At 63.9% G+C, this 24,495-nt stretch carries 23 protein-coding genes and 1 tRNA gene; 12 read left to right on the forward strand and 12 right to left on the reverse strand.

Going from position 1 to position 24,495, the window contains the following annotated elements:
* Nucleotides 1-12: 12 nt before the first annotated feature.
* Nucleotides 13-1,275 carry a CaiB/BaiF CoA transferase family protein gene (locus AB6724_RS02665; protein ID WP_369336946.1) on the reverse strand — a complete coding sequence of 421 codons (1,263 nt, stop codon included), beginning with the start codon at nt 1,273-1,275 and terminating at the stop codon, nt 13-15.
* Nucleotides 1,276-1,536: 261 nt separating this feature from the next.
* Complete coding sequence (locus AB6724_RS02670) at nt 1,537-2,727, reverse strand: acyl-CoA dehydrogenase (RefSeq protein ID WP_369336947.1); 1,191 nt, start codon at nt 2,725-2,727, stop codon at nt 1,537-1,539.
* A 191-nt stretch (nt 2,728-2,918) separates the two neighbouring features.
* Here AB6724_RS02670 and AB6724_RS02675 point away from each other — a divergent pair, with 191 nt between their 5' ends.
* The 3 genes from AB6724_RS02675 to tenA all read left to right on the forward strand — a co-directional run bounded on the left by AB6724_RS02675 (nt 2,919) and on the right by tenA (nt 5,141).
* Nucleotides 2,919-3,878, forward strand: a complete 960-nt coding sequence (locus AB6724_RS02675) for a LysR family transcriptional regulator (RefSeq protein ID WP_369336948.1) — start codon at nt 2,919-2,921, stop codon at nt 3,876-3,878.
* Nucleotides 3,879-4,005: 127 nt separating this feature from the next.
* The gene (locus tag AB6724_RS02680; protein WP_369336949.1) at nt 4,006-4,383 is read left to right on the forward strand and encodes a lysozyme inhibitor LprI family protein; all 378 of its coding nucleotides are present in this window, start codon (nt 4,006-4,008) and stop codon (nt 4,381-4,383) included.
* A gap of 86 nt (nt 4,384-4,469) precedes the next feature.
* A complete protein-coding gene (gene tenA, locus AB6724_RS02685) occupies nt 4,470-5,141 on the forward strand; it encodes a thiaminase II (RefSeq protein ID WP_369336950.1) in 672 nt (223 codons plus the stop codon).
* Between the two features lie 350 nt (nt 5,142-5,491).
* Here the strand turns inward: tenA and AB6724_RS02690 are convergent, their stop codons facing one another.
* A complete protein-coding gene (locus tag AB6724_RS02690; RefSeq protein ID WP_369336951.1) occupies nt 5,492-6,475 on the reverse strand; it encodes a LysR family transcriptional regulator in 984 nt (327 codons plus the stop codon).
* Nucleotides 6,476-6,659: 184 nt separating this feature from the next.
* Here AB6724_RS02690 and AB6724_RS02695 point away from each other — a divergent pair, with 184 nt between their 5' ends.
* Entirely contained in the window at nt 6,660-7,541 is an 882-nt protein-coding gene (locus AB6724_RS02695) for a DMT family transporter (protein ID WP_369336952.1), read from the forward strand.
* Here AB6724_RS02695 and AB6724_RS02700 read toward each other — a convergent pair.
* Nucleotides 7,522-8,262: an LrgB family protein gene (locus AB6724_RS02700; protein ID WP_369336953.1), complete on the reverse strand. Its 741-nt coding sequence runs from the start codon at nt 8,260-8,262 to the stop codon at nt 7,522-7,524. The genes AB6724_RS02695 and AB6724_RS02700 overlap by 20 nt on opposite strands.
* Nucleotides 8,259-8,645, reverse strand: coding sequence for a CidA/LrgA family protein (locus AB6724_RS02705; protein WP_369336954.1), 387 nt, complete (start codon nt 8,643-8,645; stop codon nt 8,259-8,261). Before AB6724_RS02705 ends, AB6724_RS02700 begins: the two co-directional genes overlap by 4 nt.
* 196 nt (nt 8,646-8,841) lie before the next feature.
* Between AB6724_RS02705 and AB6724_RS02710 the strand changes: the two genes are divergently transcribed.
* On the forward strand, nt 8,842-9,060 hold the full coding sequence (locus tag AB6724_RS02710; protein WP_369336955.1) for a helix-turn-helix domain-containing protein: 219 nt from the start codon (nt 8,842-8,844) through the stop codon (nt 9,058-9,060).
* Between the two features lie 560 nt (nt 9,061-9,620).
* Here the strand turns inward: AB6724_RS02710 and AB6724_RS02715 are convergent.
* Nucleotides 9,621-9,705 (reverse strand) — tRNA-Leu (locus AB6724_RS02715).
* A 39-nt stretch (nt 9,706-9,744) separates the two neighbouring features.
* Between AB6724_RS02715 and cysM the strand changes: the two genes are divergently transcribed.
* From cysM to AB6724_RS02730, 3 genes are all read left to right on the forward strand, one after another.
* On the forward strand, nt 9,745-10,650 hold the full coding sequence (cysM, locus tag AB6724_RS02720; protein WP_369336956.1) for a cysteine synthase CysM: 906 nt from the start codon (nt 9,745-9,747) through the stop codon (nt 10,648-10,650).
* A 67-nt stretch (nt 10,651-10,717) separates the two neighbouring features.
* Nucleotides 10,718-11,341: an NUDIX domain-containing protein gene (locus tag AB6724_RS02725; RefSeq protein ID WP_369336957.1), complete on the forward strand. Its 624-nt coding sequence runs from the start codon at nt 10,718-10,720 to the stop codon at nt 11,339-11,341.
* A 119-nt stretch (nt 11,342-11,460) separates the two neighbouring features.
* Entirely contained in the window at nt 11,461-11,688 is a 228-nt protein-coding gene (locus AB6724_RS02730) for a sulfurtransferase TusA family protein (protein ID WP_369336958.1), read from the forward strand.
* An 84-nt stretch (nt 11,689-11,772) separates the two neighbouring features.
* Here AB6724_RS02730 and galU read toward each other — a convergent pair whose 3' ends face one another.
* Entirely contained in the window at nt 11,773-12,660 is an 888-nt protein-coding gene (gene galU, locus AB6724_RS02735) for a UTP--glucose-1-phosphate uridylyltransferase GalU (RefSeq protein WP_369336959.1), read from the reverse strand.
* Nucleotides 12,661-12,801: 141 nt separating this feature from the next.
* Nucleotides 12,802-15,705: a valine--tRNA ligase gene (locus AB6724_RS02740; protein ID WP_369336960.1), complete on the reverse strand. Its 2,904-nt coding sequence runs from the start codon at nt 15,703-15,705 to the stop codon at nt 12,802-12,804.
* Nucleotides 15,706-15,984: 279 nt separating this feature from the next.
* Between AB6724_RS02740 and AB6724_RS02745 the strand changes: the two genes are divergently transcribed.
* Nucleotides 15,985-16,326 (forward strand): zinc ribbon domain-containing protein YjdM, encoded by a 342-nt coding sequence (locus AB6724_RS02745; RefSeq protein ID WP_369336961.1) that lies wholly within the window; start codon nt 15,985-15,987, stop codon nt 16,324-16,326.
* 128 nt (nt 16,327-16,454) lie between these two features.
* Here the strand turns inward: AB6724_RS02745 and AB6724_RS02750 are convergent, their stop codons facing one another.
* The 4 genes from AB6724_RS02750 to AB6724_RS02765 all read right to left on the reverse strand — a co-directional run bounded on the left by AB6724_RS02750 (nt 16,455) and on the right by AB6724_RS02765 (nt 19,138).
* Nucleotides 16,455-17,099 carry a VOC family protein gene (locus AB6724_RS02750; protein ID WP_369336962.1) on the reverse strand — a complete coding sequence of 215 codons (645 nt, stop codon included), beginning with the start codon at nt 17,097-17,099 and terminating at the stop codon, nt 16,455-16,457.
* A gap of 197 nt (nt 17,100-17,296) precedes the next feature.
* The gene (locus AB6724_RS02755) at nt 17,297-17,872 is read right to left on the reverse strand and encodes a YceI family protein (protein WP_369336963.1); all 576 of its coding nucleotides are present in this window, start codon (nt 17,870-17,872) and stop codon (nt 17,297-17,299) included.
* A gap of 83 nt (nt 17,873-17,955) precedes the next feature.
* Complete coding sequence (locus AB6724_RS02760; RefSeq protein WP_369336964.1) at nt 17,956-18,531, reverse strand: YceI family protein; 576 nt, start codon at nt 18,529-18,531, stop codon at nt 17,956-17,958.
* A 46-nt stretch (nt 18,532-18,577) separates the two neighbouring features.
* Nucleotides 18,578-19,138, reverse strand: coding sequence for a cytochrome b (locus tag AB6724_RS02765; protein WP_369336965.1), 561 nt, complete (start codon nt 19,136-19,138; stop codon nt 18,578-18,580).
* Nucleotides 19,139-19,667: 529 nt separating this feature from the next.
* On the opposite strand from AB6724_RS02765, the gene AB6724_RS02770 reads away from it, so the two are divergent.
* From AB6724_RS02770 to AB6724_RS02780, 3 genes are read left to right on the forward strand one after another with little or no spacing between them, the layout of a single operon-like run.
* Entirely contained in the window at nt 19,668-22,475 is a 2,808-nt protein-coding gene (locus tag AB6724_RS02770; RefSeq protein WP_369336966.1) for a xanthine dehydrogenase family protein molybdopterin-binding subunit, read from the forward strand.
* The gene (locus AB6724_RS02775; protein WP_369336967.1) at nt 22,475-23,044 is read left to right on the forward strand and encodes a (2Fe-2S)-binding protein; all 570 of its coding nucleotides are present in this window, start codon (nt 22,475-22,477) and stop codon (nt 23,042-23,044) included. Before AB6724_RS02770 ends, AB6724_RS02775 begins: the two co-directional genes overlap by 1 nt.
* Nucleotides 23,037-24,323 carry a c-type cytochrome gene (locus AB6724_RS02780; protein WP_369336968.1) on the forward strand — a complete coding sequence of 429 codons (1,287 nt, stop codon included), beginning with the start codon at nt 23,037-23,039 and terminating at the stop codon, nt 24,321-24,323. The genes AB6724_RS02775 and AB6724_RS02780 overlap by 8 nt, the downstream gene beginning before the upstream one ends.
* Nucleotides 24,324-24,495: the final 172 nt, after the last annotated feature.

Here is a 24,495-nt window from a genome sequence, read left to right on the forward strand (position 1 = left end):
CTGGGTAGAGCCTCAGACAACCCCTTGTTGGTGCAACGCGGCAATAGCGTGTTCATCGAGCCCGAATTCGCGCAGCACCTCGTCGGTGTGCTGGCCAAGCGCGGGCGGGGCGCGGCGGTAGCTCACGGGCGTGGCCGACAGCCGCATGGGGCTGGCCACCGTGGCCACGCTGGCTATGCCGTCACCGGCGCTGCGCGGCAATGTTCGGCGAATGCCGCGCGCCATGACTTGCGGATCGTCAAAAGCCTGGGCGATCGTGTTGATCGGGCCGCAGGGCACGGCCTTGTCCTCGAGCAGTGCAATCCAGTCCGCGGTGCTGCGGGTGCGCATCAGCGGTCGCAGCAGATCGAGCAGCGCGGCGCGGTTGCGCACGCGGGCCGTGTTGCTGGCAAAGCGCGCATCCATGGCCCAGCCGTCCCGGTCGACGGCCGCGCAAAAGCGCGCGAACTGGCCGTCATTGCCTATGGCCAGCAGCACATTGCCGTCGGCCGTGGGAAAGTCCTGGTAGGGCGCAAGACTGGGATGGATGTTGCCGGCGCGGCCCGGAGCCTTGTCGGTGGCCAGAAAGCCCGCGGCCTGGTTGGCCAGCACGGCCATGCCCACATCCAGCAGCGCCATGTCTATGTACTGGCCCAGTCCCGTGCCATTGCGCGTGTTGTCGCGGGCATTGAGCGCCGCGAGGATCGCATTGCTGGCGTAGAGGCCGGTGAACACATCGATCACGGCCACGCCGACCTTGAGCGGCCCGCCGCCGGGCTCGCCATCGGCATGGCCGGTGATGCTCATCAGCCCGCACATGGCCTGGACCATCAGGTCGTAGCCCGCGCGCTCGGCGTACGGCCCGTCCTGGCCGAAGCCGGTGATGGAGCAATAAACCAGACGCGGGTTCAGTGCCTTGAGGCTTTCATAGTCCAGACCGTATTGCGCCAGGCCCCCGGTCTTGAAGTTCTCCACCACCACATCGGCCTCTTGCGCCATGCGGCGCAGCAGGGCCTGGCCTTCGGGCAGGGCCATGTCCACGGTGATGCTGCGCTTGTTGCGGTTGCAGGCCGTGAAATAGCTGGCCTCGCGCGTGTCGTTGCCGGCCTCGTCCCGGAGGAACGGAGGGCCCCAGTGGCGCGTGTCGTCGCCGGCGACCGGGCGTTCGACCTTGATCACATCGGCGCCCAGATCGGCCAGCATCTGCGTGGCCCAGGGGCCGGCCAGCACGCGCGACAGGTCCAGCACCTTGATGCCTGCGAGTGCGCCGGTGGGAGTGGAGGCGGATGCGTTCATGTGGGGAATCTAAGAACTATGAAAAAGGAAGCTGCTGGCGCTGTATTTGTATGGGTTCTGAAGCAGAAACTATTCAAAATCAATGCAAATCAAACGGTGCCAGCTCATCAATGCATAGCAAGAGCGACGAGGCAGTGTGGGCAGCAATCCTTGCCATCGCTCCGAGGTGAGGACAGCAAGCAAGGGCCGCCCCGCAGCAAGGTTGCCGTCCCCCTCCCGCGAAGCGAGAGAGGGGGAAGCCGCAAAGCGGCTCAGGGGGTGTCAGTTAAAAGCCGCGATGCCGGTCTGGGCGCGGCCCAGGATCAGCGCATGCACATCGTGCGTGCCTTCATAGGTGTTCACCACCTCCAGGTTCACCAGATGGCGGGCCACGCCGAACTCGTCGCTGATGCCGTTGCCGCCCAGCATGTCGCGCGCCATGCGGGCAATGTCCAGGGACTTGCCGCAGTTGTTGCGCTTGATCAGCGAGGTGATCTCGATCACGTTCTGGTGCTCGTCCTTCATGCGGCCCACGCGCAGCGCGGCCTGCAGGCCCAGGGTGATCTCGGTCTGCATATCGGCCAGCTTCTTCTGGATCAGCTGGTTGGCGGCCAGGGGGCGGCCGAACTGCTTGCGGTCCAGCGTGTACTGGCGGGCCATGTGCCAGCAGAACTCGGCGGCACCCAGCGCGCCCCAGGCAATGCCGAAGCGCGCGCTGTTCAGGCAGGTGAACGGGCCCTTGAGGCCGCGCACCTCGGGGAAGGCGTTTTCCTCGGGAACGAACACGTCTTCCATCACGATCTCGCCGGTGACGGAGGCGCGCAGGCCCACCTTGCCGTGGATGGCGGGCGCGCTCAGGCCCTTCATGCCCTTGTCCAGGATAAAGCCGCGGATCTCGCCCACATTGCCGTCTTCGGTGACTTCCTTGGCCCAGACCACGAACACGTCGGCCACGGGGCTGTTGGTGATCCACATCTTGTTGCCCTTGAGGCGGTAGCCGCCATCGACCTTGTAGGCGCGGCTGGACATGGAGCCGGGGTCGGAGCCATGGTCGGGCTCGGTCAGGCCGAAGCAGCCGATGAACTCGCCCGAGGCCAGCTTGGGCAGATACTTCTGCTTCTGGGCTTCGGTGCCGAATTCGTTGATCGGCACCATCACCAGAGACGACTGCACCGAGGCCATGGAGCGGTAGCCCGAGTCCACGCGCTCGATCTCGCGCGCCACCAGGCCGTAGCTCACATAGTTGAGGCCCGCGCCGCCGTACTGCGTGGGGATGGTGGGGCCGAGCAGGCCCAGCTCGCCCATCTCGCGGAAGATGCTGGTGTCCACGGATTCGTTGCGGAACATGGACTGCACGCGGGGCATGAGCTTGTCCTGGCAATAGTCACGCGCCGCGTCGCGGATCATGCGTTCGTCTTCGGTCAGTTGCTGGTCGAGCTGGAAGCAATCGTCCCATTGGTAGCCACGTGCCATGTTCGTCTCCTGAATGCAAGGTGTTGGGTTGCAGGCGCTTGCCTGAATGCTGGGGCAATCTTAGGTAGGCCAGACCGGCGGGGCAAACGATGATTAATCATCCATGAATGAGAAAATTGCATGTATAAAGCAATGAACAAGGGGTTATCCCTTGTTTTTGCGTTCATTAATGCGCTACGGGCACAGGAGATATGCGAAGAGTCCTCCCCTCCACCCAGGCCCTGGCCTGTTTCGAATCGGCGGCCCGCCATGTGAGCTATACCAAGGCGGCCCAGGAGCTGTCGCTGACCCAGAGCGCGGTGTCGCGCCAGATCATTGCGCTCGAAGAATTCGTGGGCGTGGCCCTGTTCAAGCGCACGCGCCACGGCGTGCTGCTCACCGATGCCGGCCATCACTATGCCAAGCAGGTGGGGCGCTGGCTGCAGGGCCTGGAGCGCGACACCCTGGATCTGATGAGCCACCAGGGCGAGGGTGGCCCCATCAATCTGGCGGCCGTGCCCACCTTTGCCACGCGCTGGCTGCTGCCGCGCCTGCCGCAGCTGGCCAGGGCCCATCCCGAGATCACCGTGCACATCGATGTGCAGACGCGCCCGTTTCTGTTTGCCGACACGGTGTTCGACGCCGCGCTCTGGGCCGGCACGCGCGAGCAGGTCATGCGCTGGCCCGGCGTCCGGGCCCTGTGGCTGATGGACGAGGAGGTGGTGCCGGTCTGCAGCCCGCAGCTGCTGGCCACGGCCCAGCAGCGCGACCTGGGCCGCGCCTGGCTGCCCGTGGGACCCGAGATCATCGCCCAGCTGCCGCTGCTGCAGCAGAGCACGCGGCCCCAGGGCTGGCGCCAGTGGTTCGACGCCATGGCCGTGGATGCGCCGCGCGCGCTCGACGGCATGCGGCTGGAGCTGTTTTCCATGCTGGCCGTGGCGGCCAGCCAGGGCCTGGGCGTGGCGCTGATGCCGCCCATGCTGATCGAGCAGGAGCTGGCGCGCGGCGACCTCATCATCGCCTGCCCCGAGGCCCTGCGCGGCAACCGCTCCTACTATCTGGTCACGCCCGAGCTGGCGGCCGATGCCCAGCCGTCGCCGGCGCTGCGGGTGTTCAGCAGCTGGCTGCAGGGCAAGGCCCGGGATTCGGCCGCGCATCAGCGGGCCGGCTAAATTCAGGCTTTTGCGGCTTGAGCGGCGATCCGGTCTGCGCTGGCAGCTATCAAAATCGTGGACATCCATTCTTTGGCGCCGGCTCTCGTGCACACTGGGGGCATCGACTTCCAAGGAGTATTCCCCGATGAAAAAACTGTGCCTGCTGTTGTCCTTGCTTGCGCCTCTGGCCGCCCTGGCCAATTCCAATTGCGACAAGCCCGTCAACGATTTCGATGGTCTGTACTGCCTGAACAAGGTCTATACCGAGGCCGACAAGGAGCTCAACCAGAAATACGGTGAGCTGGCATCGAAGCTCGACGTTCAGGGCAAGGCCGCGCTCAAGCAGGGGCAGCTGGCCTGGATCCGGGAGCGCAACTCCCAGTGCTCCAGGCGCGACGACTCGGGCTTTCTGGTCAACCTGGACTGCGCCACGAAGAAGACCGTGGCCCGTGTGGACTTTCTGCAAAGCCGCATTCGCGAGTGCAAGAGCTCGGGCTGCCTGAACAGCAAGCTGGCGGAGTGAAGAATGCAGGCCGCGGGCCGGCCCCGATTCAGCAGGCCGGCTGGCGCTCCCGCCCCGGTTGTCGCCCAAAGCCGCAAGAGGTGTTTATGTCGTTCAGTCAAAGCCTGTGGCAGGCCAATCTGCCCCTGTTTCAAAGCACGCTGGAGCTGCCTTTCAATCAGGAGCTGGCCGCGGGCAGCCTGAACCGGGAGCGCTTTTGCCACTACATGATCCAGGATGCGCATTACCTGGTTGCCTATGGCCGGGCGCTGGCGGTGACGGCCGCCAAGTCCGACAACGCCGAGGGCGTGGTGCAGTTCGCCAATGCGGCCAATGAGGCCGTGGTGGTGGAGCGCAGCCTGCACGATGGCTTTATGCGCGACTATGGCATCACGCCCGACCGGTTTGCCGCCACGCCGCTGACTCCGGCCTGTCACCACTACTGCAGCTATCTGCTGGCCACGGCTTGGAGTGCAGCCTATCCCGTGGCCGTTGCGGCGCTGCTGCCCTGCTTCTGGATTTATGCCGAGGTGGGGCGCGCCATCCACGCGCGCTCTGCCGCTGGCAACCCTTACCAGCCCTGGGTGGACACCTATGCGAGCGAGGAATTCCACGCGGTGGTGCGCGGCGTCTGTGCGACCGTGGACCGTTTGGCGGCCGAAGCCACCGAGTCCACTCGCGCCGCCATGCATGCGGCCTACCGCGATGCCGCAAGGCTGGAGTGGATGTTCTGGGACAGCGCCTATCGCCTTGCGGATTGGCAGGGCCCGCTCCGCTGAGGACTGGCTCTGCGTCGGCCGCCGGGCCGTATCAAGCCGGGTGTGCTTAAAAATTCATCGCACCTTGCTTTTTCCTGGTGCGACAGCCACTTAGCTGGCTTATCCAGTGGCTGGGTGGTGCTTGTCCACAAGCTTGTAGCGATTCTGTGGGGAGAACTGCCTTGCCGCCCCAAGCAGCCCTGCGTCGGTTGCTATGAATTGTGAGGTTTCGGTGGCCGCGGCGGCATTTGGGATGATTTGCCTAAAAATTAGGCTTGATTTGAAAATTTCTTTTTAAACAATGGCTTGACTGGCTTATCCAGATGCCCGCTAGGCCTTGTCCACAAGCTTGTAGAGCTTCTGTGGGGAAATCATCGGGCCTTGCCGGCCGCCACCAGATGGTCGATCAAGGTCCTGACCTTGAGCGGTACATGGCGCGAAGGCATGTGCAGCGCATAGGCTATGCGCTGGCCGTAGCTGCCCGTCAGACGCCAGTCCGGCAGGAGCTGCACCAGTGCGCCGCCGGCCAGCGCCGCTGCCGCCGCAAAATCCGCGACCAGGCCTATGCCCTGGTGCTGCAGGGTCAGGCTCAGGATTCCATTGCTGCTGTCCAGCGTGACCGGCGCCGGCAGCTCGACCTCAATCGGCTCGGTCGCTGCGGCCCCGCGGTCGGCAGGGGAGGCTTCGGCACTCTGCCACAGCATGCGGTTCTGAAAGCCGCCATAGCCCAGGGCCACGCATTGCACCTGGCCCGCGCGGGCCAGAGCCAGCAACTGGGCTGGGTGTTGCAGCGGCGCGCCCAGATGCATTTCGAGATCGTGCAGATACTGAGGCGTGGCCACGGCGATATAGCCCACGGGCCGCAGTGCCCTGGCCACCATATTCGGCGGCAGCTGCGCGGGCGTGGCTATGCGTATCGCCAGGTCCAGACCCTGCTCGCTCAGGTCCTGTGCGTGGTCGCTGAGGCTGATGCTCAGCTGTACCTCGGGCCAGCGCCGGCGAAAGCTCGGCAGCTGGGCCGCAAGCCAGCTGTCGCCAAACACCGCGGGCGCCGTGATGCGCACCGTGCCGCGCGGGGTGTCGGCATAGTGGCCCGCTGCGGCGTGGACGTCGCGCGCGGTATGGGCGAGCTGGGCGCAGCCCGCATAGACCTCGGCTCCGAGCTCGGTCAGGGACAGGGAGCGCGTGGTGCGGTTCAGCAGCCGCACGCCCCAATAGGCCTCCAGCCGGCCCACGCTGCGGCTGATGGCCGAGGTGGTCAGATCCAGTTGGCGCGCCGCCGCCGCAAAGCTGTGCAGCTCCACGACCTTGGCGAAGACCAGCATTTCGGCAACCAGCAGAGATTCGGTGTTCATGAGGTCGTCTTGATTGTTGAATGTAGTGCAATAGTAAATGGCTTGAAGATGGATTGATGCGCGGAGTGGCTTGGCGGAGCATGACAGCATGCAAAAAAATCTTTCAATGCCAGCGGCTCACGCCGCTGCCGAGGCGGGCTCCGGCGCCGCTCTGAACAGCGGGGCCGGTTCGCCGGCGCCGGCCATGCAGCTTCGCAACGCGGGCGGCAGCTGGCGCATGGTTCTGGCCATGGGCTTGTCGGGAACCATAGGCCTGCTGGTGGTGGAAAGCGGCCTGCCGGTGCTGCTGGTGGTCTGGCTGCGCTGCCTGCTGGGCGGTCTGGGTCTGGCCGCCTGGGTGATGTATTCGCGTCAGTGGCAAAAGCCCGATCGATCCGAAACCATATGGCTTGCCGTGGGCGGGCTGGCGCTGGTGCTCAACTGGCTCTGCCTGTTCTCGGCCTACCGCTACAGCTCGATTGCCGTGGCCACCGTGGTCTATCACGTTCAGCCTTTCATCCTGCTGCTGCTTGCGGCCGTGCTGCAGGCAGAAGCCCTGCCCCTGCGCAAGCTGCCCTGGCTGCTGCTGGCCCTGCTGGGCGTGGCTCTGAGCAGCGGACTGACCGAGGCGCGCGGGGCCTCGTCCTGGACGGGCATTTTGCTGGCCTTGGGCGCTGCCACTCTCTACGCCGTGGCCACGCTGGCGGCGCAGCGCCTGCAGCGTCTGGCCCCCGCGCAGATTGCCATGCTGCAGATGCTGATCGGCGTGCTGGCGCTGGCTGTCCCCGCTTGGCCGTTGGCGGCATCCGCGCAGTTCTCTGCGCATGCCTGGCTGGCGGTGGGCGTGCTCGGACTGGTGCATACGGCCTGGATGTACACGCTGATGTATTCGGCATTCCAGCGGCTCAGCGCCCAGGCCGTGGCGGGCCTGTCGTTCATCTACCCGGTGGTGGCTTTGCTGGTGGACTGGCTGTGGTTCGAGCGCCGGCCCCAGCCCCTGTCGGCCCTGGGCATGGTGCTGATCCTGGGAGCGGTCTGGGCCTATAGGCGCCAAGGCGCCGCGGCCGTTAGATCCAGGGCACGATAGCCAGCACCAGCGGCATCAGCACGGCAGTCGCCACACCGTTCAGGCCCATGGCCAGAGCCGCGAAAGCGCCCATGGTGGGGTTGATCTGCAGAGCGCGCGCCGTGCCGATGGCATGGGCGGTCAGGCCTATGGCAAAACCCTGGACGGCCGGATCTCTGAGCCGCAGCAGCCGGATCAGCAGCGGTGCCAGCATGGTGCCGCTGATGCCGGTGATGGCCACGGCCACGGCCGCCAGCGAGGGTTGGCCGCCAAAGCGCTCGGCCATGGGCAGGGCGATGGGAATGGTGGCGGACTTTGGGGCGACGGCGATCAGCGTGGCCGCCGAGCCGCCGAAGAGCCAGGCAATGCCCAGGGCGGAAAACAGGGCGACCAGGCAGCCCACCAGCAAGGCGGCGGTGATGGGCAGCCACAGCTGACGGATGCGCTCGCGCTGCGCATACAGCGGTATGGCCAGCGCCACCGTGGCCGGGCCTATCATCAGGCCCAGCAGCGAGACGCCGCTGCGATAGGTTGTATAGGGTGTGCCGGTGACCAGCAGCAGGCCGACAATCACCACCACACCGGTGAACACCGGAATCAGCATGGGCCGGTTGCCGCTTTTCTTGTAGACCGCCATGGCGCCCAGATAGACGGCCATGGTCAGCACCAGCCATGGCAGCGGCGACGCCGTAGACAGGCTGATCCAGGCGCTGGAGAGGCGTTCCGTCAGCTGCGTGCTCATGCGGCCTCCTGTCCGGTCTCGGAGGCGTGCTCATTCTCCTTGGCGCGCTGACGCTGCAAGAAGAAGCGGAAGGTCAGGGCCGTGGCGATAAAGGTGATCACGGCCCCGGCCACGCAGGCCAGCACAAAAGGCAGCCATTCGCGGCGCAGGTGGTCGAACTCCAGCATCACGCCCGCGATGATGGGGATGAACAGCAGCATCATGTTCTGCAGCAGCACGCTGGCCGTGTCTTCCAGCTGCCGGGGCAGGCGCCGGTAAAACAGCAATCCCAGCAGCAGAAGCAGGGTGCCGATCAGTGCGCCGGGCAGGGGCAGGCCCGTGGCGCGAACCAGAAACTCGCCCAGCAGCTGGAAGGCAAAAAGAGTGGCAAGCGCATGCAGCATGAGGGCGGTTAGCTCCAATAAAGAGTGCGGCAGGCCATGGCGTGCACCTGGCCTGCTCGGTTTGAGAGGGGCGGATGAATTTAAGTAAATCCCGTCGCCGGCTATTGCGCGGCGCAGATGACAGGTCTATCTTAGGTTGCAGGCGCTCCGGGGCCGGGGCCGCCGCAGTCATTGCACGAGCTTAGGAGAAATCACCATGCAAACCACAGTCTACCGTGCACCTGTATATGAACCTACAGTCGATGAATTGGAGACGCTCAAGAAGCTGGAGATGGGGGAGGACGTTTCCTTGTGGTCCGCTGCCAAGGAATATCTGTCCAAGCGCCTGGTGGAGCGCGGCCTGGTTCAGCAGGATGAGGAAAGGCATTGGCACATCACCGAATCCGGGCGGCAGCTGATTCGCCGCACGTACTGATGAGTCGGGGTTAACCCTTGATCGTCATCTGCATGAATTGAAGGCAACCTACCTTTGCATCAGCCCGTGCAAGGGCTTGGCAACCTTATTCACAAATACATCACCGGTTATTCACAGACTTGAGCACATGATCTGTGGAAAAAAGCGCTGTCGACTTCAGCGCTTTTTTTTTGTGCATCCGCACAAAAAAATGCTTCGCTTCGGTCGCGACCAATCACGTGCAGGGAGCGCTCCGGAGCGGTAGCTTTCAGAGGGGAGAAGCGCTATTTCTTTGGCGCGGCGGGCTCTGATTTCGGTCCATATGCAGGAATGATGAACACTATTTTTTCAATAGCTTCATTCAATGAGTATGGATTTTGTGCGCCAGATTGAAGCAATCACCCCGAGTTATGCACAGTTTGTGTGCTGTTTCTCGGAAATGAACGGGCGCGCGGAATCCTGCCGCTGCGCGGCGGCCAGGAAATATGTGCGATGGAGGCGGTGTACCCGGTCCGCGCTTCCCTGTAGAAGGGAAATAGAAAAGCCGAGAAAGTGAAAAACACCTTCTCGGCTTGGGCATGTGGTGCCCGGGGCCGGAATCGAACCGGCACGCCTTGCGGCGGGGGATTTTGAGTCCCCTGCGTCTACCAATTTCACCACCCGGGCTGGCTTAGAGCAGACGCGAATTATGGCACAGTATTGGTCATGAAATCTTATCTGACCATCGAACATGCTATCGGTCACACGCCGCTGGTGGCATTGCAACGCATTGGCGCGGATGCCAATCGTGAGCGCGGCAACGTGGTGCTGGGCAAGCTCGAGGGCAACAACCCGGCCGGCTCCGTCAAGGACCGGCCTGCGCTGTCCATGATCCAGCGCGCCGAGGAGCGCGGCGAGATCAAACCGGGTGACGCACTGATCGAGGCCACGTCGGGCAATACCGGCATTGCCTTGGCCATGGCTGCTGCCATCAAGGGCTACCGCATGATTCTGATCATGCCCGAGGACCTGTCCATAGAGCGCGCCCAGACCATGAAGGCCTATGGCGCCGAGTTGATCCTCACGCCCAAGAGCGGCGGCATGGAATATGCGCGCGACCTGGCCGACCAGATGGTGGCCCAGGGCAAGGGCGTGGTGCTGGACCAGTTCGCCAACCCCGACAATCCGCGCGCCCACTACGAGACCACGGGCCCCGAGCTGTGGGAGCAGACCGGCGGCGAGATCACGCACTTTGTGAGTGCCATGGGCACCACGGGCACGATCACCGGCGTGGCGAAGTTCCTCAAGGAAAAAAATCCCAACATCAAGATCATCGGTGCCCAGCCCGCCGAAGGCTCGCGCATTCCCGGCATCCGCAAGTGGCCCGAGGAATACATGCCCAAGATCTACGACGCGAGTCTGGTCGACGAGCAGGTTTCGGTGACTCAGGATGATGCCGAGGACATGGCCCGCCGCATGGCGCGCGAGGAAGGCATTTTTGCCGGGATTTCGGCGGCCGGCGCGCTGTGGGTGGCTCAAGAGATTGCCAAGCGTGAGCGGAATGCGACCATCGTGTTCGTGGTCTGCGATCGCGGCGACCGCTATCTGTCCACGGGAGTGTTCCCCGCCTGAAACAGGACCGCAGGCCGGTGCCCCACGGGCAAGCCGGTCTCGACCAAGAGCTTCATGGAGAGCTGCAATGGCCTTCGAAATCCGCTACTGCACCAATTGTTCAACCGAGCTGCAGTGGATCACCGTCACCGAAGATAGCGGCGAGGTGGCGCGGCTGCGCTGCCCGGCCTGCGGCTGGACCCACTGGGGCAATCCCACGCCCGTGCTGGCAGCCGTGGTCGAAGGCGACGACGGCCGCGTGCTGCTGGCGCGCAATGCGCTGTGGCAGGAGGGGGTGTTCGGCCTGATCACCGGCTTTATGGAAGCCGGCGAGTCGCCCGAGTCCGGCATCTGCCGCGAGGTGCTCGAGGAGACCGGGCTCAGGGTCAAGGCCCTGCGCCTGCTGTCCTGCTCGGAGTTCCTGCGCATGAATCAGGTGCTGATTGCCTACCATGTGCGCGTGGAAGGCCGGCCCGAGGACGTGCGGCTCTCGCCCGAGTTGGTGGAATACCGCTGGCAGACGGCGCCGGAGTCGCTGTGCTGGCCCGCGGGAACCGGCTATGCGCTGGCCGAGTGGATCAAGCAAAAAGGCTTCGAGCCGCGTTTCGGGGCCTTTCGCCCCGGGCAAAGCCCCGAGCCCGATCCGGCGCGCTGGCCCGTCAGATACTGGGCCGATGACGGCCGCTTTGCCGTGGCGCCTCTGCTGGACTGAGTGCGGTTGCGGCAAAGACCGCATCGCCATCGTCGGGGCGCGGCTTTCCTAAAATCCTGTGCGATGCGGCAAGGCGCTCTGGCAGGCCAGGGACCGCGGCCGAGACAGGAGTTTTCAAGATGCATATAGACCAAGAAATCGATACCCGCGGCCTGAATTGCCCGCTGCCCATTCTCAAGGCCAAGAAGGCGCTGGCCGCCATGCAAAGCGGCCAGCTGCTCAAGGTGGTGGCCACCGATACCGGCTCCATCCGGGACTTTCAGGCCTTTGCCAAGCAGACCGGCAACGAGCTGGTGGAGCAGCAGACCGTGGGCGCCGAGTTCATTCATATCCTGCGCCGACGCTGACCTGCTATTGATCAATGAGCTGTTGACGTACAAAGGGCCTGCATCAGCAGGCCCTTTGTATTGAAAAATTGCACTGGGTGCACGTCAGATGCTCAGATTTTTGAGGTAATCGCGGAAACTGCCGCCGACCTCGGGGTGCTGCAATGCCAGTTCCACCGTGGCCTGCAGAAAGCCTTCCTTGCTGCCGCAGTCGTAGCGCTTGCCCTGGTATTGGAAGGCATAGACGGCCTCGTGCGTCATCAGGCGCTCGATGGCGTCGGTCAGCTGGATCTCGCCGCCCACGCCCTTGGGCTGGTTGCGGATTTCGTCGAAGATCGCGGGCGTGAGCACATAGCGGCCGGCCACGCCCATGCGCGAAGGCGCCTTCTCGGGGGCGGGCTTTTCCACGATCTCGTCGATGCGCATCAGCGCGCCTCCCGCAGGCTCGCCCTTGACGATGCCATAGCGCCTGGTCTGCTCCAGAGGCACTTCCTGTACGGCCAGCAGGGAGCGGCCTTGTTTCTGGAAGGCGGCCGTCATCTGTGCCATCACGCCGGGGCCATCGTTCTCGCCCACCATCAGGTCGTCGGCCAGGATCACGGCAAAAGGCTCGTTGCCCACCAGGGGTTCGGCGCAGAGCACCGCATGGCCCAGGCCCAGCGAGCGTGGCTGGCGCACGAAGAGGCAGTTCATGTCGGCGGGGCTGATGCTGCGCACCAGCTCCAGCATGGCCTGTTTGCCGGCCTGCTTCAGCTCGTTTTCCAGCTCGTAGGCGGTATCGAAATGGTCTTCGATGGCCCGCTTGCTGCGGCCGGTGACGAAGACCATGTCGCGGATGCCGGCTTCGTAGGCTTCTTCGACCGCATACTGGATCAACGGCTTGTCCACCACGGGCAGCATTTCCTTGGGCGATGCCTTGGTGGCGGGCAGAAAGCGGGTGCCCAGGCCGGCGACGGGAAACACGGCCTTGCGGACGCGGGTTTGGTTGCTCATAGAAACTCTCTTTCTATTCCATTTCCTGAGGCTTGCATCTGGTGCAGTCCAAGCCGGGGGCTCCGAGCCAGGGCCGCCCCGCCGCGAGGGTGCTGTCCCCCTTCAGGGGGAAGCCGCAAAGCGGCTCAGGGGGATTTCATTTCAGCCCAGGCGAGCCAGCTGCTCGTTGATGCGGGCCAAAGTGGCGCCAAAGTCGGCGAGACGCTTGCGCTCCTGCTCCAGCACGGCGGCGGGGGCCTTGGCGCAGAAAGCCTCGTTGCCCAGCTTGCCGTTGGCCTTGGCGATTTCGCCTTCCAGGCGTTTGGCCTCCTTGGACAGGCGGGCCTTCTCGGCTGCCACGTCGATCTCCACGAACAAAGCCATGCGGATGTCGCCGATGACATTGACCGGCGCGGTCTGTGCGGTGGCTGCCCAGGCGGCCTCGTCGTCGAAGACCTTGACTTCGCTGAGCTTGGCCAGGTTCTTGAGCACGTCGGCATTGGCACGCAGAAAGGCCGAATCCTCGGCATTGCCGGCCACGGCCAGCAGCGGCAGGCGCTGGGCGGGCGAGACGCCCATCTCGCCGCGCAGCGCACGGCAGGCATCCACCATCTGCTTGATGCGGCCCACGTAGGCGATAGCGGTTTCGTCGATCTTGGCGGGCTGGGCTTCGGGGTAGCGGGCCACGGCGATGGAGTCGCCCTTGAGGCCGGCCACGGGAGCCACCTGCTGCCACAGCTCTTCGGTCACGAACGGGATGATGGGGTGGGCGAGGCGCAGAATGGCTTCCAGCGTGCGGATCAGCGTGCGGCGCGTGGCGCGCTGCTGGGCCTCGTTGCCGGTCTGGATCTGCACCTTGGCGATTTCCAGGTACCAGTCGCAGAACTCGTTCCAGACGAAGTCATAGATGGCGTTGGCCACATTGTCCAGGCGGAACTCGGCAAAGCCCTTGGCCACTTCGGCCTCGACCTTCTGCAGCTGCGAGGCGATCCAGCGGTCGGGCTGGCTGAAGTGCATATAGCCGGCGAACTCGCCACCGGGCTGGCACTGTTCCTTGGTATGTTCCTTGAGGCCGCAATCGAAGCCTTCGCAGTTCATCAGCACGAAGCGCGAGGCATTCCACAGCTTGTTGCAGAAGTTGCGGTAGCCCTCGCAGCGCTTGCTGTCGAAGTTGATGCTGCGGCCCAGCGAGGCCAGTGCCGCAAAGGTGAAGCGCAGTGCATCGGCGCCGTAGGCGGGAATGCCTTCGGGGAATTCCTTTTGCGTGTTCTTGCGCACCTGGGGTGCGGTTTCGGGCTTGCGCAGACCCACGGTGCGCTTGTCGAGCAGGGGCTCGAGCGCGATGCCGTCGATCAGGTCCACGGGGTCCAGCACATTGCCTTCGGACTTGGACATCTTCTTGCCCTGGGCGTCGCGCACCAGGCCGTGGATGTAGACATGCTTGAACGGCACGCGGCCCGTGAAGTGCGTGGTCATCATGATCATCCGGGCGACCCAGAAGAAGATGATGTCGTAGCCCGTCACCAGCACCGAGGAGGGCAGGTAGAGGTTGAAGTCGTCGTCGGCCGCATCGGTCTGCTCGGGCCAGCCCATGGTCGAGAACGGCACCATGGCCGACGAGTACCAGGTGTCCAGCACGTCGGCGTCGCGGGTCAGCTTCTTGCCGGGGGAAACCTTGTCAGCTTGTGCCTGGGCTTCGGCTTCGTTCTTGGCAACATAGATATTGCCTTCTTCGTCATACCAGGCCGGAATCTGGTGACCCCACCAGAGCTGGCGCGAGATGCACCAGTCCTGGATGTTGTTCATCCACTGGTTGTAGGTGTTGACCCAGTTTTCGGGCACGAACTGCACTTCGCCGGACGCCACGGCGTCTATGGCTTTCTGGGCGATGGACTTGCCGCTCGGGTCCTGGTCGCTGACCTTGCTCATGGCGATGAACCATTGATCGGTGAGCATGGGTTCGATCACCTGGCCGGTACGGTCGCAGATCGGCACCATCAGCTTGTGCTTTTTGATCTCGACCATCAGGCCCAGCTCTTCCAGGTCGGCCACGATGGCCTTGCGGGCCACGAAGCGATCCATGCCGCGGTATTTCTCGGGCGCCTCGTCGTTGATCTTGGCCTGCAGGGTCAGCACGCAGATCATGGGCAGCTTGTGGCGCTGGCCCACCTGATAGTCGTTGTTGTCGTGCGCGGGCGTGACCTTGACCACGCCGGTGCCGAACTCGCGGTCCACATATTCGTCGGCAATGATGGGGATCTGGCGGCCCACCAGGGGCAGGGTCACGGTCTGGCCGATCAGGTGCTTGTAACGCTCGTCTTCGGGGTGAACCATCACGGCCACGTCGCCGAGCATGGTTTCGGGGCGGGTGGTGGCCACCACCAGCTGGCCCTCGCCACTGGTCAGCGGGTAGGCGATATGCCAAAGGCTACCGTCCTTTTCCTGGTTTTCCACTTCCAGATCGGACACGGCCGATTGCAGCACCGGATCCCAGTTCACCAGGCGCTTGCCGCGGTAGATCAGGCCCTGCTGGTACAGCTTCACGAAGGTGTCGGTCACGACCTTGGACAGCTTGTCGTCCATGGTGAAGTACTCGCGGCTCCAGTCCACGGTATCGCCCATGCGGCGCATCTGCGTGGTGATGGTGTTGCCGGACTGCTCCTTCCATTCCCAGACCTTGGAGACGAAGTTCTCGCGGCCCAGGTCGTAGCGGCTCTGGCCGGCAGCCTGCAGCTGGCGCTCCACCACGATCTGGGTGGCGATGCCGGCATGGTCGGTGCCGGGAATCCAGGCCGTGTTGTAGCCCTTCATGCGGTGGTAGCGCGTCAGCGAGTCCATGATGGTCTGGTTGAACGCATGGCCCATGTGCAGCGTGCCGGTCACATTGGGCGGGGGCAGCTGGATGGCGAACGAGGGCTGGGCCGCATCGGGCTTGCCCGTGCCGCGCACGCCGGCGTGACCGTAGCCGCGCTTTTCCCACTCGGGGCCCCAGTGGGCTTCGATGGCTGCGGGTTCGAAGGATTTGGACAGGCTCTCCAGGCCGGGTTGTGCAGGGGTGTCGCTCATGGTGTTGTTGTCAAGGAAAACGGCATCCCGCGGGATGCCGTCAAAGGTTCGAGACGGATGGTCTGATTCTAGCGATCTGCTACATGTGAGCGGCGCGGGTGGGTACTGGCTGCGGCAGGGGCGGCAGCCGCCGCCGATCGGCCGGGTACACTGAGTCCACAGCCTTGGCCTGCCGCCTCATTGCCTGGATATATGAGGATGGCCGGGCCTGTCGTGGCGCAGAGGCGGCCGGCCCGGGTATTTCCGCGGTCCGGCCGCGCAATGAAAAGGATTACCCCCATGAGCACACTTCCCCCCTGTCCCCAATGCCATTCCGAGTTCACTTACGAGGATGGCGGCCTGTTTGTCTGCCCCGAATGCGCCCATGAATGGTCCGCCGAGGCCGCCGCATCGGGCGAACCCGAGCTCAGGGTCTACCGCGACAGCGTAGGCAATGTGCTGCAGGACGGAGATACCGTCACCGTCATCAAGGATCTGAAGCTCAAGGGCTCGGCGGGCGTGGTCAAGGTGGGAACCAAGGTGAAGAACATTCGCCTGGTCGACCGCGATCACGATATCGATTGCAAGATCGACGGCTTTGGCGCCATGAGCCTGAAGACCGAGTTTGTGAAAAAGGTCTGAGCGGGCGGCTGCCCGGCCATGAGCAAAAAAGGCATCCCCAAGGGATGCCTTTTTTATTGCCGGGCCGCTCCCGGGATGAAAAGCCTCTTACGGAGGGGCGGCGGCCAAGGAGGCGCGGGGCGCGTTTTTTAAACCGTGCCGGGAGGCACGAACTCGGGACGGTCGTTGGTCTGGGGCTTGAGCGGCGCGCTGGACTTGCCTTCGGCACGTTCCTGGCGCCACTGCTGCTTGCGTGCCGTCCACTCCTGAAGGCGGGCGTGGGCGGTCTTGCTTTCCTGGAGCATCTGCATTTCGTCAGCCAGCTGGGCCGTGAGCTCCAGGCGGATGCCGTTGGGGTCGAAGAAGTAGATGCTCTTGAAGATATGGTGGTCGGTCACGCCCAGCACTTCCACGCCGCAGGCCTGCAGGCGGGCCTTGGTGTTCTCCAGCTCCTGCACGGTGTCCACGCGGAACGAGATGTGGTTGATCCACAGCGGCGTGTTGGGCGAGGGGGCAGCGGCCTTGTCGTCGCCGATGTCGAAGAAGGCGATGAACGAGCCGTCCTTGAGGCGGAAGAAGAAATGGGTGTAGGGGCAGTACTCGCCCGTGGAGGGAACGTAGTCGCTCTGGATGATGTGGAACAGCGGCAGACCCAGAATGTCTTCGTAGAAGTGGCGCGTTTCCTCGGCATCCTTGGCCTTGTAGGCGTAGTGGTGCAGCTGGCGCCAGGCGGCCGGGGCGGGCAGCTGGGACAGGTCGGGATAGGCCGGTGTGGTTGCGACAGAGGCGTTCATCGTTGTCTCCTTGGTGAGGGTGTGAGGAAGATTCTACTATCCGTAATTGATTAACCTAAATGAAATTCATGTGACCGCCCGACATGTGTGGTATTTCGGGACGCAGACGCAAAAAAGCCCGGGTCGAATTCACGGCCCGGGCCAAGACAAGGCCGTTCAAGACCTCGCATGAAGAAAAGTAATGCGGAAAAGCGCGCTTATTGCTTCACGGCTTCGATCTGCATGACCAGGCGCACTTGCTTGGAGAAGCCATAGGGGATGCCGTAGTCCACGCCCCACTGGGTGCGGTCGATGGTGGCTTCAAAGTCGCCGCCGCAGACCTCGCGCTTTTGCAGCATGGGGCTTTCGTAGCAGGTGAACTTGTTGGCCTTGAGGGTCACGGGGGCGGTCTTGCCCTTGAGCGTCAGATGGCCGGTCACTTCCTTGAGCTTGTCGCCGTCGAACACGAATTTGTCGGAAACAAACTTGGCGTTGGGGAATTTCTCGGCGTCAAAGATGTCGGCGCTCTGCAGGTGCTTGTTGAAGGCCGGGGTGCCGGAGTTCACCGAAGTCATGTCCAGCTCGACATCGACCTTGCCGGTCTTGCCGGCCTTGTCAAACTCCACGTTGCCGCTCTTCTTGTCAAAGCGGGCGCGATTGGTGGAGGCGCCGAAGTGGTCGATCTCGAAGGTCGCGAACGTGTGGGTCGGGTCGATGGCGTAGGTGGACGGCGCAGCGTGCACGGCGGAGGCGAACAAGGAGGCAGCGGCCAGGGCGAGCAGGGTGAAACGCATGGGAAGAATCTCCTTCAGAGTGTTGGGAAGTAAAAAAGTGAGCGGCTGGCGATTGCTGGTCAAGCGTCAGAGGTGAAAAAGGCTTAGAGCTTGCCGACGCCGGTCAAGGCCAGCTTGAACTGCACGTTGACCTCATCGGCCACCATGGAGGTGTCCTTCCAGTCGCCATCGCCGATCTTGAAGGTCAGGCGTTTGAGCGGCAGCGTGCCGGTGGCCGTGGTCGTGGCGCCGGCCTGGGTCAGCTGCACGGGCAGGCTGACCTTTTGCGCATTGCCCTTGATGGTCAGAGTGCCGTCCACCTGGTACTTGCCGCTGCCCAGGGCCTTGACGGCGCTGGAGTCGAAGCTGGCCTGGGGAAACTTGGCGACGTTGAACCAGTCTGCCTTGGGCAGCTCGGCATCGGTTTCCTTGGCGCCCATGGTGGCGCTGCCGGTATCCACCGTGAAGTGGATCTTGCTGGTCTCGGGCTTGGCCGTGTCGAAGCTGATCTTGGCGTCGAACTTCTTGAACTGGCCCTTGATGGGCACGCCCATCTGCTTGGCTTCGAAGTGGACGGCGCTTTGTGTGGGCACCAGAGCCTGGTCGGCCAGCGCCAGGTTGGAGATGGCGGCCGCGCCCAGGGCTGCGACGACGACAGAGGTCTTGAACAGGGTTCGCATGGAAGTCAACTCCTTGGAGTGCAACAAAATTCGGTATCGGGGCGGCTCAGCGGCCGCCGGGCAGCATGCGCGACAGCAGACCGTCGCGGTCTATGAGCTGGTGCTTGACGACGGCGGCCACATGCAGCAGCACCAGGGCGGCCAGCGCATAGGCCAGATAGGCATGCCAGGGCTTGAGGGCCTCGGCCAGCTCGGGGCTCTTGCCGACCAGGTCGGGCAGGGGCAGCAGGCCGAACAGCACGATGGGGAAGCCGGCGGCCGAGCTGTACATCCAACCCATCAGCGGAATGGCGAAGAACAGCAGATACATCAGGTGGTGCACGCCATGGTGGGCCGCGCGCTGCCAGGCCGGCATGGTCCGGACCATGGCCTCGGGCAGGGCCGGCGGGCGATGCGTGATGCGCCACAGCAGGCGCAGCGCCGACAGGATCAGAATCGTCATGCCCGCCCATTTATGCCAGTTGAAGTACTTGAGGCGGGCCGGCGAAAACGGCAGGTCCGTCATATACAGACCGAAAAAGAAAATGCCGATCAGCGCAGCGGCAAGCAGCCAGTGCAGCGCAATGGCCGTTCCGGTATAGCGGTGTGGTGACGCAGAGTTGTTCATGAAGGCTGCTAAGGATTTGTGAGCAGCGGGGCCTGAGCGTCCGCTGCGATTGACATGCAGTGTATGAAACCGGAAATGCGGAAAGGTTCAGCCGGATTGAGGTCTCGATTCAAAAAAGCTGAATGCTCGGGCGAAAAAACCTCGGCTTCCATGGAGGGGCGGAGCATTTCAGCCTCGAGCGAGGGGCGGATCTGTGCCGGGTCGATCGATTTGCCTGCAAGCATCAATGCCGTAGGTCTGTGTTGATTGACGTCAATTTTCCGAGTAATTAACTTGTGATTTGGCGTAACAAAAAGTGATGAGAGACGCTGTTTCTATACTCCGCGCCTCTTAGTCTTGTAAAAGACCAAAGCGTGGCGGACGGCCGAGGCTGGCTATCTGTGGGCAAATGCCGACAGCAACAGCAGCCGTTATCACCTGCTTTTTGACTCCTGAGTGCGTACAACCTCAGGAATACATAGTCATCTAGCGATGTGTCCACGCCAGCCCCTGCTGTTGCATGTGCGCATTGCAGCAAGGAGTTGGAACAGTGTCCAAACTGGACTTGAATCGGCGTAGTTTTCTCAAGGCTGCCGCCGCCATGGGCGTGATTGCAAGTGTGCGCCCGGTCAAAGACGCACTTGCGGAATTGCTGACGCCCGCCAGCGGCCAGGAGAGCCACTGGATCAGCGGCAACAGGCTCAACTACCGTCGCGACGGCCTGGCCAAGGTCACGGGGCAGAAGGTCTTTGCCATAGACCTGCGCGCCAAGGACATGCAGGGCTGGCCCGAGCAGCAGTCGCATGCGCTGACCATTCACATTCCCCGCGCGGACCGCATCTACGAAGGTCTGGACCTGTCCGTGCTGGGCAGCGACTACCAGCCCGACGTGCTGATCGATGCGGAGTCGATTGCCGCCGACGGACTGCGCATGCCCGACCCCGGCTTCTACGGCGAGTTCTTCGTCAAGAAGGGCCAGCTTTCCCCCATGCTGGGCCATCCCGTGGCCGTGGCCATCTGGCATGACTACGAAAAATTCCGCGTGGCCAACCAGCGCCTGCGCTTCAACGACGCCATCTTCCGCTTTGGCGCCGAGGCCGCGCAGCCGGCGCGCACGCCCTATGTGGCCGCGCGCTATGTGCGCGTGCAGGGCGAGGATGCCTACGGCGAGGACAAGTTCTCGCCGATGAAGAACACGGTGATCTGGCCGCAGCTCGACGAGAAGGGCGTGCACTGGCCTGACCAGAGCCACCCGGCTTTTGGCGCGCTGATGGGCGAGTCGGCCCGCATCCAGGCCGAGATGAAGCAGCCCAAGGAAGGTTTGCGTGCTTTTGCGCGCAAGTACTACAGCCAGTCCATCGAGCATGTGGCCATGGAAATGGAAAACGGCCTGGCCTGGTATGACCGGGACAGCGGCGCGCTGCGCATGGTGGCCGCGAGCCAGGCCCCCTATGGCACGGCCGAGCATGTGATGCACATGGTCAAGGACAGCAAGCTGCCGCTGGGCAAGCTCGACTACATCAGCGCCTATACCGTGGGCTATGGCCAGAAGGAGCACCATCCCTTCCCGTTCTATGTGGCGCTGGCGTCGCTCTATGCCCAGGGCCGCCCCGTGCGGCTGGCGCTGGACCGCTGGAAGCATTTCCAGTTCGCGCTCAAGCGCCATCCCTTCGAGGTGGAAACCGCGATCTCGGTGGACAAGGACGGCAAATTCCAGGCGCTGACCTGCAGCATGGTGGGCGACGGCGGCGGCGTGATGAATTTCAGCCCCTCCGTGGGCACGGTGGCCGTGACCGCGGCGCAGTCGATCTACTACTTCCCCGAGAGCGACCTATCGACCCAGGTGAATCCGTCCATCGGCGTGACCGCGGGCTCCATGCGCGGCTATGGCACGGTGCAGTCCATGGCCTATACCGAGATGCTGGTGGACGAGATCGCCCAGGAAATCGGCCTCGACGCCATCGAGCTGCGCAAGCGCAATGTGCTCAAGAGCAGCATGAAGAACACCCAGGGCGCATCGCCCTCGGGCCAGCTGCGCATAGGCGAGATTCTGGATCTGGCCGCCAAGGATGCGATGTGGGCCGAGCGCGCCAAGCGCAAGGCGGCCTACGAGGCGGCTAACCCCGGCATGCGCTACGGCATAGGCTTCGGTGCCGTGCAAAAGGACTTCGGCACGGGGGCTGAAGCCTCCATCGCCCAGCTCGAGATCACGCCCGAGGGGCGCATCAGGATGCGCCATATCGCCGGCGAGATCGGTACCGGCAGCACCACGGCCCAGCTGATGGCCGTCGAGCCTTTCTTGGGCCGCCCGGCCGACGATGTGGATTTCGCGGTCAATCACTGGGACAACCTGCCCCTGCATACCCAGGACGAGCCCTATACCACGCCCCAGGCCAAGGAGGACGAGCTGGCCAAGGATCCGACCTGGGTGCCGCGCCTGGTGTCGCCGGTGTCGGCATCGAATTCGGCCTATTACTTCCGCCATGCGACCCAGCAGGCCGCGCGGCTGCTGCTCAAGCTCTGCCTGTGGCCGGCAGCCCAGTCCATCTGGTCCGGCAAGGCCGGCGGCGGACAGCTGCTGCCCAGTGCCGTCACCGAAGACATGCTCGAGTGGCGCGACCGCATGCTGGTGGCCGAAGGCCTGGAGCCGCTGAGCCTGGAGCGGTTGGCGGCCCGCGCGCACGAGCTGGGCATGGTCACCGGCGTCTGCGTGCACGCTTTCAACCGCTGGGCCTGGGCCAAGGCGGACTTCACCGTGGAGGGCACCAAGTTCCAGGCGCTGGTGGACGCGCTCTCGGTCCAGTACGGCCAGGGGGCCGGCGACGCCAAGAAGGCCGCCATGAAGTACGGCGGCTATGCCTTCGTCGCGCGCGACAAGGTCTATTACCCGCCGGTGCAGCGCAACAACGCGGGCACCGTGTATTACGCGCCCTGCGCCACGATGGTGGAGCTGGCCGTGTCCACCGGCACCGGCAAGGTGCAGATACTCTCGCACAAGACCTGGCTGGAATGCGGGACACAGATCGTGCCCGAGCTGGTGTCCGGCCAGGTGCAGGGCGGGGTGGTCATGGGCATAGGCCATGCGCTCTACGAGGACCTGCCGCCGCATGAGGCCGGCCCGGGCAATGGGCAGTGGGGTCTGAGCCGCTACCACGTGCCGCGCGCCAGCGAAGTGGCCGTGTGGACGGCCGAAGGCCATGTGCTGCCGCCGCTGTCGCGCACCGATCCGCCCAAAGGCATGGCCGAGGTGGTGATGATTCCCGTGGTCGCCGCCTGCGTCAACGCCATCGCCAATGCCACCGGCAAGCGTTTCTATGCCACCCCCGTGACCCCCGAAAAAATCAAAGAGGTACTGTGATGCAGGACCGTATTCAATTCTCTGCCACGATCAACCGCAAAAAAATAGGCCCCGTCGAGGTTCCCAAGGACTTGATGATGATCGAGTTCCTGCAGGAGTATGTGGGCATGAACGGCACGCGCCTGGGCTGCGGCCAGGGCGTGTGTCGCGCCTGCACCATCATCGTCGACGACCCCGAAAAAGGCTCGATCACCGTGCCCGCCTGCGTGACCGGCGTGACCTGGCTCAATGGCAAGAGCATCCGCACCGTGGAGGGCATTGCGTCGGTGGACGACAAGGGCGTGGTCCATCCCTCGCCGGTGCAAAAAGCCTTTCTCGAGCACTACTCCTTCCAGTGCGGCTACTGCACGCCGGGCTTTGTGAACTCGGCCACGGTGCTGATGGAAAAGCTGGAGAAGCATCCCGTGCCCGCCGACGAGGTGGAAAAAGCCATCGAGGAGCAGCTCGAGCCCCATATCTGCCGCTGCACCGGCTATGTGCGCTACTACCACGCCGTGCGCGACGTGATCCTGAAGACGCCGGGCCTGACCACGGGCAAGCGCACCAAGGAGGTCGTGAACAATGGCTAAGACCTGGATCAAGGGCCTGGGTGCGGTCGCCGTGCTGGGCGTGCTCGTGGCCGGCGGCATGTATCTGTACGGCAGCTCCAGCGGCGACATTCCTGCGGCCACGGTGGACTTTGCCAAGTTGGGGCCGCAGGAGTACGACGTGCTCTACAAGCGCGGCGAGCAGGTGTTCCGTGCCGGCGACTGCGCGGCCTGCCATAGCTCGCCGCAGACCGGCGCCGAGCTGGCCGGCGGCGTGCCCATGGTCACGCCCATGGGCACGCTCTACGGCAGCAATATCTCGCCCTCCAAGGAGCATGGTATAGGCAACTGGACGGCCGACGACCTGTACCGCGCGGTGGCTGCGGGCATAGCCCCGGGCCGCAAGCTGCTGTATCCGGCCATGCCATATGCGAGCTATCACCAGATCACCCGCGGCGATGTCGATGCGCTGTGGGTGTGGCTGATGAAGCAGCCCGCGGTGGAAGTCGGCAACAAGCCCGGCGAGATGTCCTTCCCCTTCAATATCCGTCCGGCGGTGGCGATGTGGAATGCGCTCAACCGTCCCGCGGCCAAGCAGTTCGATATCTCGGTGGACGAGCTGGCCCGTGGCAAGTACCTGGTGGATGTGCTGGGCCACTGCGCCGAATGCCATAGCCCGCGCACCAAGCTCACCTTTGCCATGGACAAGTCGCGCTATCTGGAAGGCAATACCATCGAGGGCTCATACGCCCCGGCACTGACGCCCGATGCGCTGAGCGAGCGCGGCTGGACCAAGGACGATCTGGTCAAGTTCTTCCGCACCGGCCTGTCGCCGCAGGGCGTGATGACCTTCCGCATGTCCTCGGTGCTCGAGCACTCCACATCGCGCATGCCGGAAGCCGATGTGCGCGCCATGGCGGCCTATCTGACCCAGAACCGCGCGATGTCAGGCCCCAAGGTCAAGGCCGCGGAAGGGCAGACCAACATCAAGGGCGAGAACCTGTACCTGGGCCTGTGCGCGGGCTGCCACGGCGCGCAGGGCGATGGCCAGCCGCATTCGTCGGTGCCCATGAGCACCAACACCACGGCCATGTACCCCACGCCGATCAATCTGATCCGCGTGATCCGCGAAGGCGTGCATGAGCGTGACCTGGCCCATGGCGAACGCATGCAGACCATGCCTGCCTATGCCGACAAGCTCAGCAACGAGGAAATGGCCGATCTGGTCAACTATATGCGCCAGACCTGGGGCGGCCAGCCCGGCAATGTGACGGCCGCGCAGGTGGCGGATCAGGTGCAGACCATAGAGCACAGCAAGTAACTCCGGGCTGCATCAAGGCCGCAGTCGTTCGCGCTTCGCCGCGGCGGCTGAGGCCTTTGTTTTTGGGCCCAGCGCCGGAGTGACGGGGCCGGGCCCGCCGGGCCGTACATGAGTGGGCCGGTTCCGTGCCGGAGCGCAAAAGTGCTCGGGTGCTCCGAAAGGCCGAGCGGCG

The sequence above is a fragment of the Comamonas guangdongensis genome (assembly GCF_041079535.1).
GTDB classification, from domain to species: domain Bacteria; phylum Pseudomonadota; class Gammaproteobacteria; order Burkholderiales; family Burkholderiaceae_C; genus Comamonas; species Comamonas guangdongensis.